The sequence below is a fragment of the Scytonema millei VB511283 genome, assembly GCF_000817735.3.
In the GTDB taxonomy this organism is placed as follows: domain Bacteria; phylum Cyanobacteriota; class Cyanobacteriia; order Cyanobacteriales; family Chroococcidiopsidaceae; genus Chroococcidiopsis; species Chroococcidiopsis millei_B.
Window position 1 is genome coordinate 412,622 of record NZ_JTJC03000017.1, and the last position, 17,460, is coordinate 430,081.

Sequence of the window (17,460 nt, forward strand, 5' to 3'; positions counted from 1 at the left end):
AATGATTAACGAAACCAATACCGAACTATTTGTCGAACTGTCTGACGAACAACAACAACTCGTAGCTGGTGGTTATTCTTATCCCGGCGGTGGTGATGGTCAGTCTATCTATGACGTTCTCAATACCAGCTTGAAAGAAAACAAATCCGTGCAACAACTTAAAGTCGGAATTGCCTCGACTCGTGACGGTAGCTATGTTGAGCAAGACTATTTGAATGCTAACCAAAACTTTGAAACCGACGCTTTCAAGTTTTTCACAGCTAAATAGTTAGATTATCTGAACTCATAAGGTGTAATTCTCTCAACTCCAACGAGAGAATTACCTCCCAGCAAATCTCAAATTAATTCACGTCTACAACTTCAACTCAAACAACTTCAGGAGATTACTTACAATGATTAACGAAAACACCGAATTATTTGTCGAACTATCTGACGAACAACAACAATTAGTCGCAGGTGGTTATTCTTGGGACGGCTATGGTGATAATTCCATTTATGACGCTTTGGGAACCAGCTTGAAAGAAAACAAATCCGTACAACATCTCAAAGTCGGAATTGCTTCAACTCGCAACGGTAGCTATGTTGAGCAAGATTACTTGAATGCTAACCAAAGCTTTGAAACTGATGCTTTCAAGTATTTCACAGCTAAATAATTGAACTTCAGTGCATAATTCTCGCAGCACAAACGTACAACACATTAAGTCACTCAAACAACTTCAGGAGATTACTCACAATGATTAACGAAACCAATACCGAACTATTTGTCGAACTATCTGACGAACAACAACAACTCGTAGCTGGTGGTTCTTACTGGGGTGGCTACGGTGACAATTCCATCTATGACGCTTTGGGAACTAGCTTGAAAGAAACGCAATCAGTACAACATCTCAAAGTCGGAATTGCTTCAACTCGCAACGGTAGCTATGTTGAGCAAGACTACTTGAATGCTAACCACAAGTTTGAAACTGACGCTTTCAAGTATTTCACAGCTAAATAATTAGACTAATTGAAATCACCCAATGTAATTCTCTCATTTGAGCTGAGAGAATTACCTCCCAGCAAATCTCAAATTAATTCACCCAAATAACTTCAACTCAAACAACTTCAGGAGATTACTCACAATGATTAACGAAACCAATACCGAACTATTTGTCGAACTATCTGACGAACAACAACAACTCGTAGCTGGTGGTTCTTACTGGGGTGGCTACGGTGACAATTCCATCTATGACGCTTTGGGAACTAGCTTGAAAGAAACGCAATCAGTGCAACATCTCAAAGTCGGAATTGCTTCAACTCGTCAAGGTAGCTACGTTGAGCAAGACTACTTGAATGCTAACCACAAGTTTGAAACTGACGCTTTCAAGTACTTCACAGCTAAATAGTCAGACTAACTGAAATTATCAAGTGTAATTCTCTCAACTCCAACGAGAGAATTACCTCTCAACAAAATCTAAATTAAGTGATTTAAACAACTTCAGGAGATTACTTACAATGATTAACGAAACGAACACCGAATTATTTGTCGAACTATCTGACGAACAACAACAACTCGTAGCTGGTGGTTCTTACTGGGGTGGCTACGGTGACAATTCTATCTATGATGCTTTGGGAACCAGCTTGAAAGAAAACAAATCCGTGCAACATCTTAAAGTCGGAATTGCCTCGACTCGCGACGGTAGCTATGTTGAGCAAGACTACTTGAATGCTAACCACAAGTTTGAAACTGATGCCTTCAAGTACTTTACTGCCAAGTAATCGCTGAGAAAGATTACGGTGATGGATAGATAAATCAGTAGTACAGACTATCCACTAAACAACTCCAGAGCTTCCACTACCGTTTTCATTGCGCTTGGTTTGCCTAGCTCAGTGCATAAATGAGAACACCCCAAGGTATGAAGTCTCTGGAAGTTTTTTTTTCTTATGACGAAATGAATGAGATTGTAACAATTGGAGAAAATCAACTATGTCTTTTCCGAAAAATCTATTACCAGAATTGTTTTTAGAATTAACCACAGAGCAACAAGAGTCTGTAGCTGGCGGTGCTAACTATACCGAAATCAATAAAGAAACTCATGAATCTACGGAACATGAAACAAGCCGCCAAACAGAACCAGACAATGGCAAAAAAGACCCATTCCATCACCCTCTCTTCTTCAAACCAATGTCAAGATTTTATATCTTCTAGAAAAGATTCATAACAAAAGCGTTAACTAGAAGTTTTCTTAGTAGCGATCGCAGTTACCTAACTTTTGCGCTCAACGTCTCAGACAAATGATGTAGTTTAAAGGTTCACAGTCATGGTTAGCGAAGTCAATCCAGAATCTCTACGAATAGTTGAAAGCGAAGAGTTTCTACCCTCAATTAGTCCTACAGTCACAATTGGCGGCGGAGTTCTGGTAGTTGCCTTCAGCGCAGCGGTATCCTTGGCTGCTACGCTCAACTACAACGTGACAGTTAAAGCACCTGCATCGATTCGTGGCGAAGTCCAAATTGTCCAATCGGCATCCGATGGCGTTGTCAGAAACATTGCCGTCAAAGAAAACCAATTGGTAAAAAAAGGTGATGCGATCGCTTACGTTGACAATTCACAAATTTTAACTAGAAGAAACCAATTACTTGACAGCATTCAACAAAGCCGCTCTCAACTGAGACAAATTTCATCTCAGTTGAGTTCCATTGATAGTCAAATTGCGGCAGAATCAAATTTATCAACTCGTTCAGTTGCCTCCGCTCAGGCAGAATTGCAACTACAGCAAAGAGATTACCTTGCCAAACAACAGTCAGCAATAGCAGAAGTGCAAGTCGCTCAAGCCTCATTAGATCTGGCGCGAGAGGAGATGCAACGTTACCGTCAACTAGCCAATACAGGCGCAATTCCTATATTACAAGTTAAAGAAAAAGAACAAGCTTATAAAGCAGCGCAGGCAAAAGTCAATCAAGCCAAAGCCAATCTCAACCCCAGTCGCGCCACAGTCTCGATCGCCAACGAACGTATCGCCCAAGAAGAAGCAAGGGGTATGGCAACTGTAGCTGCACTACACAAAGAACGTAAAAACTTAGTTAGCAACCAAATCGAATTACAAAATCAAGTTGCCCGCGACACCAAAGAAGTCCAACAAATGGGGGTAGAACTGAGCAAGACTATGATTCTCTCGCCCACCGATGGTACAGTGTTGAAACTAGAGTTGCGCAACCCAGGACAAGTAGTCAGCACGGGACAAGCGATCGCCCAAATTTCCCGCACCAACTCGCGTTTAGACATCAAAACTTACGTCCCAGGTGCAGAGATTAGCAAGATCAAGCCAGGACAGCAAGTTCAGATGCGCGTTTCCGCCTGTCCCTACCCCGACTATGGCACGCTTAAGGGTGTAGTCAAAACCGTGGCTCCCGATGTCGTACCTACTGCTAGCGGTGCAGCCAGCGAGTCCCCGACTCCAGCAGGCGCATATGAGGTGACAATTCAGCCGAATACGTGGTTTGTCGGTACTGGCGATCGCCTGTGTCGATTGCAACCTGGTATGGAAGGGACAGTAGACATTATTTCCAAATCAGAGACACCATTACAATTCGTTTTACGTAAAGCAAGAATTCTTTCGGGTATCTAAAAATAGTGGTAAGTCGTAAGTCGTAAGTCGTAAGTCGTAAGTCAGACTTGACTGATAACTGACAACTGATAACTGATAACTGATAACTGATAACTGATTGTCGGCATCTATCATGGTTAGTCTGTTTAGGAAAAAATATCAAGCGATTTTACAAGCAAGTGAGGAAGATTGCGGCGCGGCTTGTTTGGCAACGATTTGCAAGCACTACGGCAAAGTTTTGAGCATCAACCGCAGTCGGGAAGCAGTCGGAACCGGACAATTGGGAACGACGATGTTAGGGTTGAAACGCGGTGCTGAAGCTTTAGGATTAAACGCGCGATCGGTCAAAGCCTCGAATGAGATTTTAGACAAAATTCATGAAGTCCCTCTTCCAGCAATCATTCACTGGCAAGGCTACCACTGGATTGTCTTGTTTGGACGGCAGGGTAATAAATTTGTAGTCGCCGATCCCGCAGTCGGGATTCGTTACCTGACTCGGCGTGAGTTGTTGGAAGCCTGGAGTGGAATCATGCTGTTGCTGGTTCCTGACCCAGACCGCTTCCATAATATGGGAGAAGAAGAAACTTCTGGTGGTTTTACGCGCTTTTTCCGCAGAATTTGGCCCTATCGCTTGCTGTTGCTAGAAGCATTAGGGATCAATATTGTTTTAGGTTTACTTTCTTTAGCTAGCCCAATTTTAATTCAAATTCTTACAGATGATGTTCTAGTTCGGGGAGATATGCAATTACTCACGGTGGTGGTAGCTGCTGTGATCGTGACCAGCATTTTTAGCAGCACGATGGGACTGTTGCAATCGACAATGATCTCTCATTTCGGTCAGCGGTTGCAATTAGGACTGGTATTAGAATTTGGTCGCAAACTCTTGCACTTACCCTTAAGTTATTTTGAATCCCGTCGTAGTGGAGAAATTACCAGCCGTCTGCGAGATATTAGTGAAATTAACCAGTTGGTTTCGCAAATTGTCGCTCACCTACCCAGCCAGATTTTTATTGCGATAATTTCTTTCGCATTCATGGTATTTTATAGCTGGAAGCTAACACTTACCGTCTTACTAGTAGGAATGGTAATGGCTTTCTCTACAGTACCATTTTTACCAACACTACAACAAAAAACACGCAATCTTTTAATATTATCAGCCGAGAATCAGGGCGTATTAGTAGAAACGTTTAAAGGTGCAATGGTGATGAAAACCACAACAGCCGCACCTCAATTTTGGGATGAATTTCAGAGCCGTTTTGGACGAATGGCGAATTTAACATTTGGTACGATTAAACTCGGCATTCTTAATAGTACTTTTACTCAACTTATCAGTAGTATTGGGGGAATTGCTCTATTAGGTTATGGTAGCGTCTTAGTAATTAAAAACGAACTCAGCATCGGTCAAATGCTGGCGTTTAACAGTATGCAGGGAAATGTCATCGGCTTAATTAGTTCTTTAATTGGACTAACCGATGAATATTTTCGGACTCAAACTGCGGTGACTCGCCTTCTAGAAGTGATTGATGCGACTCCAGAATCTGTAGGCGACACTTATAAACCATTTGCCAAAATTTTACCCGATGCCGATATTGAGTGTTCGCATATTTGTTTTCATCATGCAGGGCGGATAGATTTATTAGAAGATTTTTCAGTCACGCTTCCTGGGGGAAAAATTGTTGCCTTGATCGGGCAATCGGGTTGTGGTAAAAGTACTTTATCAAAACTCATTTCGGGTTTGTACGAGCCACAGTCGGGAAATATTCGGATCGGCTTGTATAACTTGCAGGATTTATCGCTTGACTGCTTGCGTCAGCAAGTTGTTTTAGTTCCTCAAGAACCCCACTTTTGGAGTCGGTCAATTTTAGATAATTTCCGTTTAGGTAATCCTCATCTTGAGTTTGAACAAATTGTGAAAGCATGTCAAATTGCAGATGCAGATGGCTTTATTAGCCAACTACCAAATAAATACCAGACAGTGTTAGGAGAATTTGGGGCGAACTTGTCTGGAGGACAGCGGCAGAGGTTGGCGATCGCCCGCGCTATTGTGAACAACCCACCCGTGCTGATCTTGGATGAAGCAACATCTGGACTCGATCCGATCGGCGAATTTGAAGTCTTGGAACGGCTGTTTGCTGCCCGTAAAGGCAAAACCACAATTTTAATTACTCACCGTCCTGCCGTGGTCGATCGCGCAGAGTGGGTGGTGTTAATGAGTAAAGGTAAATTGGTCGTCCAAGGACCCCTATCAGAGTTGCGTCAAGCACCAGGGGAACATTTGAAATTTTTCTTACCTTAATGAGGAAATGGGGAGGAATTCGCTATGTCTCAGATGACAGAAATTAAAGATACAGCACTATTTGTGGAATTATCCGATCGGGAACAAGAAACAGTAGCAGGGGGAGCGGGTTTACAAGATCTGTTTGGTCCTATATTTTTCCAACAAACTGATATTGATACTTCCGCCGAGGCAACTTCAAACTTCAACGACGGCTCTTCCACGACTCGCCGGACGGGTTATAAGATGTCTCAAACTACGTTTATTATGCCTCTACTATCTCTATTCGGTGGTGGTGGCGGCGGACGGCGATCGCGTCGTTCTCGCATGAATATGTTTAGTTTATTAATGTCTCTGTTTAGCTAGTAAATAAGGGAGCAGGGAGCAGGGAGCAGGGAGCAGTGACTAGTTATCAGTGAACAAAGGGAGCAGGGAGCGGCGATTAATGACTCCTGACTTCTGACTCCTGACTCCTGACTTACGACTTACGACTTACGACTTCTCCCTTGTCCTTCCCTTACCTACCTTGCATTGGCAAATTTCCCGCTAGCCCCTTACTATATAGAGTGCTTAGTCCAGGGATTTTGCTAAATAGCGTATGTCCAATGCTTGTGTAATCGGACTCGGAAAATCTGGTGTTGCTGCTGCCCGACTGTTGAAACGAGAGGGTTGGCAAGTGATATTGAGCGATCGCTCTGACTCTGCATCTTTACGCCAGCAGCAGCAACAACTCGCAGCAGAGGGGATTACAGTCTGTTTGGGTCATACTCCAAATTTAGACAGCACGGATTCACCCCAGTTAATTGTTGTCAGTCCTGGCGTACCTTGGGATGCAGATATCTTAAATCGTGCCAGAGAATTAGCGATCGAGACGATTGGTGAAATGGAACTGGCTTGGCGCTATCTCAACGCTGTTCCCTGGGTAGGCATCACTGGTACTAACGGCAAAACCACAACGACAGCTTTAGTTGCAGCAATTTTTCAAACCGCCGGACTCAACGCCCCCGCCTGTGGCAATATTGGCTATGCCGTCTGCGATGTAGCCTTGGAATTTAGGAACCAGGGAGCAGGGAGCAGAGGAGCGGAGGAGCAGAGGGGCAAAGGAAGCAACTCTAGCCACCAGCCACTAGCCACTAGCCACTCATTAGATTGGATAATTGCCGAAATCAGCAGCTATCAAATCGAATCTGCTCCCTCAGTTGCGCCGCGTATTGGTGTTTGGACGACGTTTACACCCGATCACCTCAGCCGCCACAAGACTTTAGAGCGGTATTACGACATCAAAGCGCACCTAGTGCATCAATCCCAATTGCAAGTGATTAATGGCGATGATGCTTTCTTAAGTCAGGAGAAGCTGAATAATTGGCAGGATGCATACTGGACGAGTGTAAAAGGTAAAGCTTTCCTCAACTGCCATCCCGATTTAGGTACTTATATTGAAGACGGTTGGGTTATCTCTGGGCAAGAGCAGATCGTGCAGGTGTCGGCGTTGAGGATGGTAGGCGCGCACAACTTACAAAATTTGCTGATGGCGGTAGCGGTGGCGCGGCTGGCAGGAATTGACAAAGAGGCGATCGCCACTGCAATAGCTACATTTCCAGGCGTTCCCCACCGCTTAGAACACATTTGTACTTGGCAAGGAATTGATTTTATCAACGATAGCAAGGCAACTAACTACGATGCCGCTCAAGTTGGGTTGTCTTCTGTCACTAGCCCTGCAATTCTGATTGCTGGCGGCGAAGCGAAAATTGGTGACGACTTGGCATGGTTGCAAACAATTCAAGCCCAAGCCGCCGCCGTTTTACTCATTGGCGATGCTGCGCCAGCTTTTGCCTTACGTTTATCTCAAGTGGGTTACAACAATTACGAGATTGTGGAAACGATGGCGCGTGCCGTGGCTAGAGCCGCAGAATTAGCCCCACAATATCAGGCACGGGTTGTCTTGCTTTCTCCTGCCTGTGCCAGTTTCGATCGCTACCAAAATTTCGAGCAACGCGGCGACGATTTTCGGCAATTGTGTTTGGAATTGCTGAAATAAAATTATCGACCGAGCTAACTCAACTCTGAATACCAGCAGATACCGTTTCTGTCTCAATACTACTGTTCGTAGATAAAGATTTAGTATTTTTATGCTTGTGCTTCAACCAAAGATGTGACATACTGCTGGAGTCAGGAAAAATTACGCTATTCCGACCGAGTTTAAGGTAATTTTACTGCGTAAGAGCATCGTTCTGATACCTGTTGCTACCCGAATAAACTGCTATGACCGTCTCCTTGCTGACATCAAATCAGTCTACCGAGCTGAGATCTTCTCGGTTTGCGCGTCGTTCGCTTCTACCTTTGAGGCACGATGCTCTGTGGCAGATTAAGTCTGGTATGGTTCGCACCTTGACAGTCTTAGCTGATGGGAACTACAGCACTTTGGGAATTTGGGGTGAGGGGGATGTAGTCGGCAGAGTATTTTGTAGCACTCAAACTTACCAAATTGAGTGTTTAACGCCAGTTGAGGTGACTTTGATCTCGAGGTCAAGGTGGCACGAACTCAACGAGGCGATGATTTCGCACATTCAGAGATCGGGTGAGTTGATGGAAATCTTGCACTGTGGCAATGCCGAAGCCGCAGTTTTACAACTGTTTACTTGGCTAGCCAATCGTTTTGGTCAACACGTATCGCAAGGTAAATTAATCGATCTGCGTTTGACTCATCAAGAAATTGCCGAACTAGTAGGATTAACTCGCGTCACGGTAACGCGAATACTGAGCGATTTAGAAAAACAAGGCTTGATTCAACGGCAAGAACGTCAATTTATTGTTACGAGCGATCGCTCACCATTTTGGCACTACGAAATTTGAAATGGTCATTGGTCATTTGTCATCGGTCATTTGTCATTCGTCAGTTGTAAGCGATTGATTGTTACCCACTGACAACTGATAACTGTTCACTGATAACTGTTCACTGATAACTGATAACTGACTGCTTGATTAACTCCGCAACAGCTGCAATCAGAGCGGTAGATTCTACAGGCTTAGTAATGTGCTGTTGAAATCCTGCTGCTAGCGATCGCGAACGGTCTTCTGGCTTGGCGTGAGCAGTCAGAGCGATCGCGGGAATGTGTCGATCTTCCTGTTGCTCGCTGGCTCGGAGCTGCTGAATGAATTGATAGCCGTCGGTTTCTGGCATGGCAATATCGCTAATTAAAACATCGGGGCGATCGCGTTCTAAATAGGCGATTGCATCTGCGGCTGAAGAAACTGTTGTGACAGTTGCACCTGCTTGTTCGAGCGCAAATTGGATCAAGTCACGGCTATCGTTGTTATCCTCGACGACTAGCACGTTTACACCATTCAGCAATGAATTAGAGTCAAATTCATTATTTTCCGTCACGTCGAGCGGATTGGGAGTCGTTGTAGCGGGGGAAGTTGCTGTAGCAGGACTATTTGCCAGTGGTAGCCATACTGTAAACGTTGTTCCCTTGCCTTCTCCCTCGCTGTGAGCTTCAATAGTGCCACCATGTAGAATCACCAGTTGTCGTACGATCGCCAGTCCTAACCCCAGTCCGCCAAAAGCGCGAGTAATAGAACTGTCTGCTTGACGAAAGCGATCGAAAATTTGCGGCAGAAATTCGGGACGAATGCCAATTCCTGTATCGATAATTTGGATTTGAGCGTAATTGGAATTCGGAATTCGGAATTCGGAATTCGGAATTAAATTCGTCCTCTGCTCCTCTGCTCCTAGTCTCCCTTCTCCTCTGCTCCTAGTCTCCCCCAGCTCTCTTCTCTCCCTCAGCTCCCTCAGCTCTCTTTCCCCTGCTCCCTGCTCCTTACTTTCTTGAGTCAGTCGTATCTCGATCTGTCCTTTTTCAGGGGTGAATTTGATTGCATTGGAGAGCAAATTCCAAATGATTTGTCGCAGTCGGGTTGGATCGGCGGCGATTGTTTGTACTGCCGGATCGAGTTGCGTGCGTAGTTGTAGTGATTTCTCCTCAAGCTGGGGACGAATTGATTCTAATAGCAATTCAATCGTGGCGATCGCATTGACAGGTTGAATGGATAGCTGTACTTTCCCCCGCATCAATCTAGACATATCCAGAATGTCATCGATCAGTTGCGCTTGAGATTTAGCATTCCGTTCGATGATCTTGAGTGCTTGGCACAATTTAGCTTCATCAAACTTCCGCATTTGCATGAGCTGCGACCAACCCAAAATTGAGTTCAAGGGCGATCGCAATTCGTGAGAAACAACTGCCAAAAATTCATCTTTCATTAAGTTAGCTGCTTCTGCTTGCTGCCGAGCGGCTTGAGCTTGAAATATTTCTAAATTCTTGGCAACTAATTGAGCTGCTTGACGTTGCACCTCTAAATTCTTTTTAAATAACTCGACAAATACTGCAACTTTAGATGTTAGTATAATCGGATCGATAGGTTTGAGTAAATAATCGACAGCACCTAGAGCGTATCCTTTTGACTTCAAATCGTCGCTATCGCTAATTGCCGTGAGAAAAATAATTGGTGTATGGCGCGATCGCTCTCTTTGTCGAATGAGACTTGCTGTTTCAAATCCATCCATTTCTGGCATTTGCACGTCCAGCAGGATGACAGCAAAATCTTGCTCTAGCAAACATTTCAAAGCTTGTTTGCCGGAATAAGCTTTTACTAAATTCTGTCCTAAACTTTTGAGCGTTGCCTCCAGCGCTACAAGATTTTCGGGATAATCGTCTACTAATAAGACGTTAATTTTAGGCTCGGACTTCATGGCATGAGCGACAGCTAAGAGAGTGGCGAACAATCTATTTTTGCTTCAAGTTGTATAGTTTAATGCATACTTCCTCTCTATCTAACGATATAGTAAGCGATTGGGAACGCATCTATCTTTGGGTCAAAAATTATCTCTTGACGATTAGATTTAAGGCGGCGAGCTTAACGCTGAAGCCACACTCTTAGTAGCGAGAATAATTGCTCTGTATCGATCGGTTTAGAAATGTAATCGGAAGCTCCGACATCAAGGCACTTTTCGCGATCGCCTTGCATGGCTTTAGCTGTCAGTGCCACGATTGGTAGTGATGCCAAGCGCTCGATCTGCCGTATAGCTTGGATCGTGTCATATCCATCCATTTCTGGCATCATAATATCCATCAATACAATGTCAATGTCTGGATTGTTTTCAATCTGAAGAATACCTTCTCGACCGTTTTCTGCGTATAAAACCTGCATCTGTTGACGTTCTAGGATGCTGGTGAGTGCGAAAATATTCCGCATATCATCATCGACAATCAGGACTTTCTTGCCTGCCAGTACGGAATCGTTTTGTTGCAACTGCTCTAACATCAACCGCTTAGGTGCAGGTAGATCGGCTTGGGTTTGATGTAAAAATAACGTAGTTTCCTCCAGCAAGCGTTCTGGCGATCGCGCCTCTTTGAGAATCGAGCTATCTGACAGGCGTTGTAGTTCGATTTCTTCTTCAGAAGTGAGCTGCCTGGGAGTATAAACGATGATGGGTAGATTTCTAAATAATGGTTCTTGCTTGAGCCGATCGATCAATTCAAATCCGTTGGTGTCCGGCAAGGCTAGATTTAAAACTAAACAGTCAAAATGACCAGTTTGGAGAGCTTCGAGTGCGGCTGCACCTGTTTCTACTACTTGAATTGCAATATCGCTTTCCTCAATCAAGTCGAGCATACTACGACGCTGCAATTCATCGCGCTCGACGATTAACAAGTTTTTCACGGAGCGATTGGCAAACTCTTGAATCTGAGACAGCGTATCTAATAATGCGGTGTTGCTAATTGGCTTTTGCAAGTAGGCGATCGCACCTTGTTTTAATCCCCGTTGCGGTGTTTCTTCAACCGAAATGATATGTACGGGAATGTGACGGGTATCGGGATTGTGTTTGAGGCGATCGAGTACCGTCCAACCATCGACGATTGGCAAGCGAATATCGAGCGTAATCGCCGTGGGTTGAAATTGCTGTGCTAGTGCTAAACCGACATTACCCCGCGTGGCAACTAGCACCTTAAAGCCTTGCTGACGAGCTGCATCTATTAATATGCGCACGAATTTCAGGTCGTCTTCAATAATCAGCAGCGTGCGATCGCCTGGTTGAATCACATCGCGATCGTCCTCAACCGCTCTTTCCTCTAATAAATTTGAGATTTGAGTTTCAACGAGCGACAAGACTTCAGGCGGGGAAGTTGGGAGTGCAGGTAGAGGGTTAGTTGGCGCTAATGATGGGGTTGCTTGTTGCTCTACCGTTCGACTTACCATTTGCGGTAAGTAGAGCGTGAATGTACTACCTCGACCGAGTTCGCTCCTCAGTTGAATTTCACCACCCAACAAGCGCGTGATTTCGCGGCTAATTGACAAACCTAACCCCGTCCCACCATAACGGCGAGAGGTCGTGCCATCTGCCTGCTGGAATGCTTCAAAAATAATTTGCTGTTTATCAGGTGCAATGCCGATGCCTGTATCGGTGACTGAGAAAGCAATAACACCTGCTTCTCCTGATGGTGCTTCTCTAGCAGCACGGTTGAGAACTTCTTGTTCCGCACTCCAACCTGCAAGTGCTGGGGTAACATTTAAGCGTACGGAGCCAGTGTCAGTGAATTTGAAGGCATTGGAGAGCAAATTTTTTAAGACTTGCTGCAAGCGTTTGGCATCGGTATAAAGTGTACGGGGTAATCGCTCGTCAAACTGAATTTCAAATTTGAGTTGGCGATCGCCTGCGACTTGACGAAATGTCCGCTCTATGCTTTCCCGCAAATGAGTAAATCTAACTGGTTCAATATCCACAGACATTTTGCCCGACTCGATTTTGGCAAGGTCGAGAATATCATTAATTAATTCCAGTAAATCGTTGCCAGACGAGTGAATTGTTCGAGCGTATTCTACTTGTTTATCGGTAAGATTTCGGTCTTGATTATCAGCTAATAATCTTGCCAAAATCAGCAAACTGTTAAGGGGCGTTCGTAATTCATGCGACATATTCGCTAAAAATTCAGACTTATATTTAGAACTTAAAGCGAGCTGTGCGGCTTTGTCTTCTAGCGATCGCCGTGCTTGTTCGATTTCTTGATTTTTCCGTTCGACTTCGCGATTTTGTAATGCCAATAGTTCAGCTTTTTCTTGTAATTCGCCATTGGTTTGTTGCAATTGCTCTTGTTGCTGTTTGAGCAATTCTTCTGAGGCTGTCAGCGATTTTGCTTGTTGTTCTAATCGCTGGTTAGTACCCGTTAGTTCTTTTTGTTGAGATTGTAATTCTTCTGCTAAAGATTGGGATTGTTTCAATAACTCCTCAGTCCGCATACTGGCAGCGATCGTGTTGAGTACGATCGCAATGCTTTCAGTTAACTGATCGAAGAATGTGAGGTGAATTTCATTGAACCGATTGAAAGAAGCTAACTCGAGGACAGCAGTAACTTGCCCTTCAAATAACACGGGCAAAACTACCGCATTCATTGGGGCTGATTCTCCCAAGCCGGAACTAATCTTAATATAGTTCGACGGGACTTCCGTAATTAAAATGCGTTCTTTTTCCAACGCACATTGCCCCACTAATCCCTCACCCAAATAGAAACGGTTGGCTAAATGTTTGCGTTCTCGATAAGCATAACTGCTAATTAATTTTAAGTAAGGCGGGTGGTTCTCGCCACTTTCCATTAAGTAGAAGACTCCATGCTGCGCCGAAACTAGAGGCGCTAACTCTGACAAAATCAACTTGGACACGGTTTCTAAATCGCGCTGCCCTTGCAACATCCGCGTAAATTTGGCAAGGTTGGTCTTCAGCCAGTCTTGTTCGGTATTTTTCTGCGTTGTTTCGCGCAGATTGGCAATCATTTGGTTGATATTATCTTTGAGCGCGGCGACTTCTCCTAAAGCTTCAACGGAGATCGATCGCGTTAAATCGCCTTTGGTTACAGCGGTTGCTACTTCAGCGATCGCTCTTACCTGCGTGGTTAAATTTGCTGCTAGTTCGTTCACGTTGTCGGTTAAATCGCGCCAAGTCCCCGACGCACCAGGGACTTTTGCCTGTCCGCCCAGTTTTCCTTCGATTCCGACTTCTCGCGCCACTGTCGTCACCTGTGCGGCAAACGTCGCCAGGGTATCGATCATTTCGTTAATTGTCTCGGCAAGCGTTTCAATTTCGCCCTTGGCATCTAGCATCAGCTTGCGCTTGAGATCGCCATTTGCTACCGACGTGACAACTCTGGCAATACCTCGTACCTGTGCCGTGAGGTTGCTTGCCATTGAATTCACGTTGTCGGTTAAATCTTTCCAGGTTCCCGCTACACCCGTAACTTGTGCCTGTCCGCCTAATTTCCCTTCCGTGCCGACTTCCCGCGCTACCCGCGTCACTTCAGAAGCAAAGGAACTCAGTTGATCCACCATCGTGTTAATGGTGTTTTTCAAATCTAAAATTTCGCCCTTGACATCTACGGTAATCTTTTTAGACAAATTACCATTAGCGATCGCCGTGGCAACTTCGGCAATATTTCGTACCTGTGCTGTCAGGTTGCCTGCCATCAAGTTGACGTTATCGGTGAGATCTTTCCAAGTGCCACCGACACCCCGCACGTATGCTTGTACCCCTAATTTCCCTTCCGTACCGACTTCCCGCGCCACCCGCGTCACTTCTGAGGCAAATGAGTTGAGCTGATCCACCATTGTATTGATCGTGTTTTTCAACTCTAAAATTTCGCCCTTTACGTCTACCGTGATTTTCTTGGATAAGTCGCCATTCGCTACGGCTGTAGTGACTTCGGCAATATTTCGTACCTGTGCCGTCAAGCTACCTGCCATAAAGTTGACGCTATCGGTTAAATCTTTCCAGGTTCCCGCTACGCCTTTCACCTCTGCCTGTACGCCTAACTTGCCTTCAGAACCCACCTCCCGCGCTACTCGCGTCACTTCTGAGGCAAACGAGTTGAGCTGATCGACCATTGTATTGATCGTGTTTTTCAACTCCAAAATTTCGCCCTTTACGTCTACCGTGATTTTCTTAGATAAGTCACCATTCGCTACGGCTGTAGTGACTTCGGCAATATTGCGTACCTGTGCTGTCAGGTTGCCTGCCATTGAGTTAACGCTATCGGTTAAATCTTTCCAAGTGCCTGCCACACCGCGCACGTCTGCTTGCACGCCCAATTTTCCTTCGGTTCCCACATCCCGCGCCACCCGCGTCACTTCTGAGGCAAACGAATTCAGTTGACCGACCATCTTATTCACGATCTGCGCTGTTTGCAAAAACTCGCCCTGTAAAGGGTTTCCAGCGATATCTGTAGCGATCGCTTGTGACAAATCACCATTAGCTACTGCCCGAATCACGCGAGTTGTCTCTGCCATCGGCTGCACCAAGTCAGTAATCAAGGTATTGACTGAATTGACACAGGCTTGCCAAGATCCTTTTGCCCCATTATTTGATACTCGCTCGTAAATTTTGCCCTCTTTGCCGACTACCGTGCTAATTCGCGCTAGCTCGGTTGTCATCTGCTCGTTTGTCTCAATAATGTCGTTGAGGGTATCTGCAATCTTGCCAGCAATACCTGTTTGTTCGCTAGAGATCCGAACGGAAAAATTACCCTTTTTAACTTCTAGTAATGTTTGCAGGAGTTGCTTGAGGTCAAGAGCATCGCTATCGGGATTAGCTGTGGCAGTCGTCATAGTGACTCGATACTGAAATGGAGACGTGTGAGGAATCTGTTGTAGCGTGAGAGAAAAAATTTCCTTCAAGCAACACCTAAGTATTGACTGGGTGTTGACAGATTTTCGTCTTCCATCGTAAGGATAAAACTAATACAACCGCGATCCGTCTAAAGATAGAAAGTAGTTAACCACTAGCCACCAGTCACTAGCCACTCACAACGACTAAGGATGTATTTGACTCAAAATGTAGCGCAAGCGATCGTAGTCGTCTTTGAGAAGAGTGCTGAGGGTGCGTCCGGCTTGGACTAACCATTGTCTATCAGCTTTGCGTAATTGATAGACTTCTCGAATTGCGGCGGCGGTTAAAGCTTCTACAGGCGCACCTTGAACTTGCAACAAAGTGCGTAAAAAATCCAGGCGATCGCTAAATAAAATCACATCTTCTGGCTGACAGCAATAGACAGCTTGGTGAATTTGCGGCGGACGGGGCGGAAGGTATTGATACACTTGGCGTTGAGCGCGTTTTGAGGCTTTAGCTGGCTCAAAGCCGATAATGGCAGCGCGAAATTCAGTTTTGAGCATGGCGAAAATTTGCGGCTGCTGTTCGCGCAACTCCATGAGAGATAACCCTAAAGCCCTTGCCCGATGGATCGAGTCGATCGGCATGGTGGTAGCGTAATAAACTACCCCATAAACTTGATTTCCCGATTCATCATCCGCAGACTTTACCCAACTACCAAAAGGTGGCATCACCGGAAAGCTCAAATCTTCTGGTTCCAGGCATTGAGCTAAAAATTCCGTTGTCGAGGTTTCAATCACTTCGGCTATGTAACTCGGATGGCGATCGCCTGTCGTAAATTGAGGTAGGGGAAGACGCATATCTCAAGACAAGTTAAACTTTATCTCTCATACTTTATCCTGCGGTTATTGGTCATTGGTCATTAGTCATTTGTGAGTGGTGAGTGGTGAGTGGTGAGTGGTGCGTGAAATACTTGCGACTTGCGACTTGATAACTGATAACTGATAACTGATAACTGTTAGCTAGTCAAAATCGCTGCCGACTAACCGCTCGAATTCCCGCTTGACAATTGTATAACACTCGCAGGAGGAAGCTTCTAGCCCTTCTCGGTCGAGAATAGTCATTTTACCCCGCACGTAGCGGATCAGCCCCGCTTTCTGAAGAACGCTGGCTGACAAACTGACAGTAGGGCGGCGCACGCCCAGCATTTGCGAGAGAAACTCTTGGGTGAGCGGAAACTCATCTGAACCCACTCGGTCTTGAGTCATGAGTAACCAGCGGCAAAATCGCTCCTCAACTGAGTGTATGCGATTGCAGGCAGCTATTTGGGAAATCAGGTTAAACAGCGCTTGCGTGTAGCGTTGCAGCAGATCGTGAAGCGTGCTGCCTGGGATAACTTTATTTTTAAACACATCTACTCTCATCCTCCAAGCCTCGCCAGGAATTTGTGCCATAGCCAGACCGGGAATCTTATTAGATCCCAGGAATACGGGGAGACCTACCATTCCCTCATTGCCAACTGTTCCCACTTCAACTGCTGTACCGTCTTCCATCAGCGTCAGCAAAGAGACTACGCCACTCTTAGGGAAGTAGACATACTCAATAGATTCGTTAGCTGCGTAGAGAGTTTGCTTGAAAGTCAGGGGGACTAATTCCATGTTAGTCACTAGGCGTTCGTATTCTTCTCTAGGCAAGATAGCTAGAAGCTGATTTTCATCAGCTGGATGGGAATTTTTCGACACCAAAATCAGAAACCTCTTTGAGCCAGTCTTATCTACATCGATAACTGACAGCATCAATCGAGGACTTCTCACCCAAGATTTATTTAAATGTAAATATTGTAAATAATATATGTAGCTTAGCTAACATAAAGAATAGAAAATATGTCAGCTAACTGACATAAACATTTTAATCCCTTGTTTGCAGTAGGCGGCGATCGCCCT

At 45.1% G+C, this 17,460-nt stretch carries 14 protein-coding genes and 1 pseudogene; 11 read left to right on the forward strand and 4 right to left on the reverse strand.

The window, feature by feature from the left end; all coding sequences use genetic code 11:
- Window position 1: 1 nt before the first annotated feature.
- From QH73_RS27435 to QH73_RS27485, 11 genes are all read left to right on the forward strand, one after another.
- The gene (locus QH73_RS27435; protein WP_132867298.1) at window positions 2-268 is read left to right on the forward strand and encodes a CTB family bacteriocin; all 267 of its coding nucleotides are present in this window, start codon (window positions 2-4) and stop codon (window positions 266-268) included.
- A gap of 124 nt (window positions 269-392) precedes the next feature.
- On the forward strand, window positions 393-653 hold the full coding sequence (locus tag QH73_RS27440; protein WP_132867300.1) for a CTB family bacteriocin: 261 nt from the start codon (window positions 393-395) through the stop codon (window positions 651-653).
- A gap of 80 nt (window positions 654-733) precedes the next feature.
- On the forward strand, window positions 734-997 hold the full coding sequence (locus tag QH73_RS27445) for a CTB family bacteriocin (protein WP_132867302.1): 264 nt from the start codon (window positions 734-736) through the stop codon (window positions 995-997).
- Window positions 998-1,121: 124 nt separating this feature from the next.
- Window positions 1,122-1,385 carry a CTB family bacteriocin gene (locus QH73_RS27450; protein WP_132867304.1) on the forward strand — a complete coding sequence of 88 codons (264 nt, stop codon included), beginning with the start codon at window positions 1,122-1,124 and terminating at the stop codon, window positions 1,383-1,385.
- 109 nt (window positions 1,386-1,494) lie between these two features.
- Complete coding sequence (locus QH73_RS27455) at window positions 1,495-1,758, forward strand: CTB family bacteriocin (RefSeq protein WP_132867306.1); 264 nt, start codon at window positions 1,495-1,497, stop codon at window positions 1,756-1,758.
- 208 nt (window positions 1,759-1,966) lie between these two features.
- Window positions 1,967-2,188 carry a hypothetical protein gene (locus tag QH73_RS27460; RefSeq protein ID WP_039713596.1) on the forward strand — a complete coding sequence of 74 codons (222 nt, stop codon included), beginning with the start codon at window positions 1,967-1,969 and terminating at the stop codon, window positions 2,186-2,188.
- A gap of 112 nt (window positions 2,189-2,300) precedes the next feature.
- Window positions 2,301-3,608 carry an HlyD family secretion protein gene (locus tag QH73_RS27465; RefSeq protein ID WP_039713595.1) on the forward strand — a complete coding sequence of 436 codons (1,308 nt, stop codon included), beginning with the start codon at window positions 2,301-2,303 and terminating at the stop codon, window positions 3,606-3,608.
- Window positions 3,609-3,720: 112 nt separating this feature from the next.
- Window positions 3,721-5,883, forward strand: coding sequence for a peptidase domain-containing ABC transporter (locus tag QH73_RS27470; protein WP_039713594.1), 2,163 nt, complete (start codon window positions 3,721-3,723; stop codon window positions 5,881-5,883).
- 24 nt (window positions 5,884-5,907) lie between these two features.
- On the forward strand, window positions 5,908-6,228 hold the full coding sequence (locus tag QH73_RS27475; RefSeq protein WP_052289767.1) for a CTB family bacteriocin: 321 nt from the start codon (window positions 5,908-5,910) through the stop codon (window positions 6,226-6,228).
- A gap of 232 nt (window positions 6,229-6,460) precedes the next feature.
- The gene (murD, locus tag QH73_RS27480) at window positions 6,461-7,900 is read left to right on the forward strand and encodes a UDP-N-acetylmuramoyl-L-alanine--D-glutamate ligase (protein WP_132867308.1); all 1,440 of its coding nucleotides are present in this window, start codon (window positions 6,461-6,463) and stop codon (window positions 7,898-7,900) included.
- A 224-nt stretch (window positions 7,901-8,124) separates the two neighbouring features.
- The gene (locus tag QH73_RS27485) at window positions 8,125-8,715 is read left to right on the forward strand and encodes a Crp/Fnr family transcriptional regulator (RefSeq protein WP_039713592.1); all 591 of its coding nucleotides are present in this window, start codon (window positions 8,125-8,127) and stop codon (window positions 8,713-8,715) included.
- A gap of 100 nt (window positions 8,716-8,815) precedes the next feature.
- On the opposite strand, the gene QH73_RS27490 is transcribed toward QH73_RS27485, so the two are convergent.
- The 4 genes and pseudogenes from QH73_RS27490 to QH73_RS27505 form a co-directional block, all read right to left on the reverse strand.
- Window positions 8,816-10,615, reverse strand: coding sequence for a response regulator (locus QH73_RS27490; RefSeq protein ID WP_039713591.1), 1,800 nt, complete (start codon window positions 10,613-10,615; stop codon window positions 8,816-8,818).
- A gap of 164 nt (window positions 10,616-10,779) precedes the next feature.
- Window positions 10,780-15,309, reverse strand: a pseudogene (locus QH73_RS27495) (response regulator); the annotation flags it as partial.
- A 411-nt stretch (window positions 15,310-15,720) separates the two neighbouring features.
- The gene (locus QH73_RS27500; RefSeq protein ID WP_015156841.1) at window positions 15,721-16,377 is read right to left on the reverse strand and encodes an HAS-barrel domain-containing protein; all 657 of its coding nucleotides are present in this window, start codon (window positions 16,375-16,377) and stop codon (window positions 15,721-15,723) included.
- A 162-nt stretch (window positions 16,378-16,539) separates the two neighbouring features.
- Window positions 16,540-17,259, reverse strand: coding sequence for a Crp/Fnr family transcriptional regulator (locus tag QH73_RS27505; protein WP_309476544.1), 720 nt, complete (start codon window positions 17,257-17,259; stop codon window positions 16,540-16,542).
- Between the last annotated feature and the right edge of the window lie 201 nt (window positions 17,260-17,460).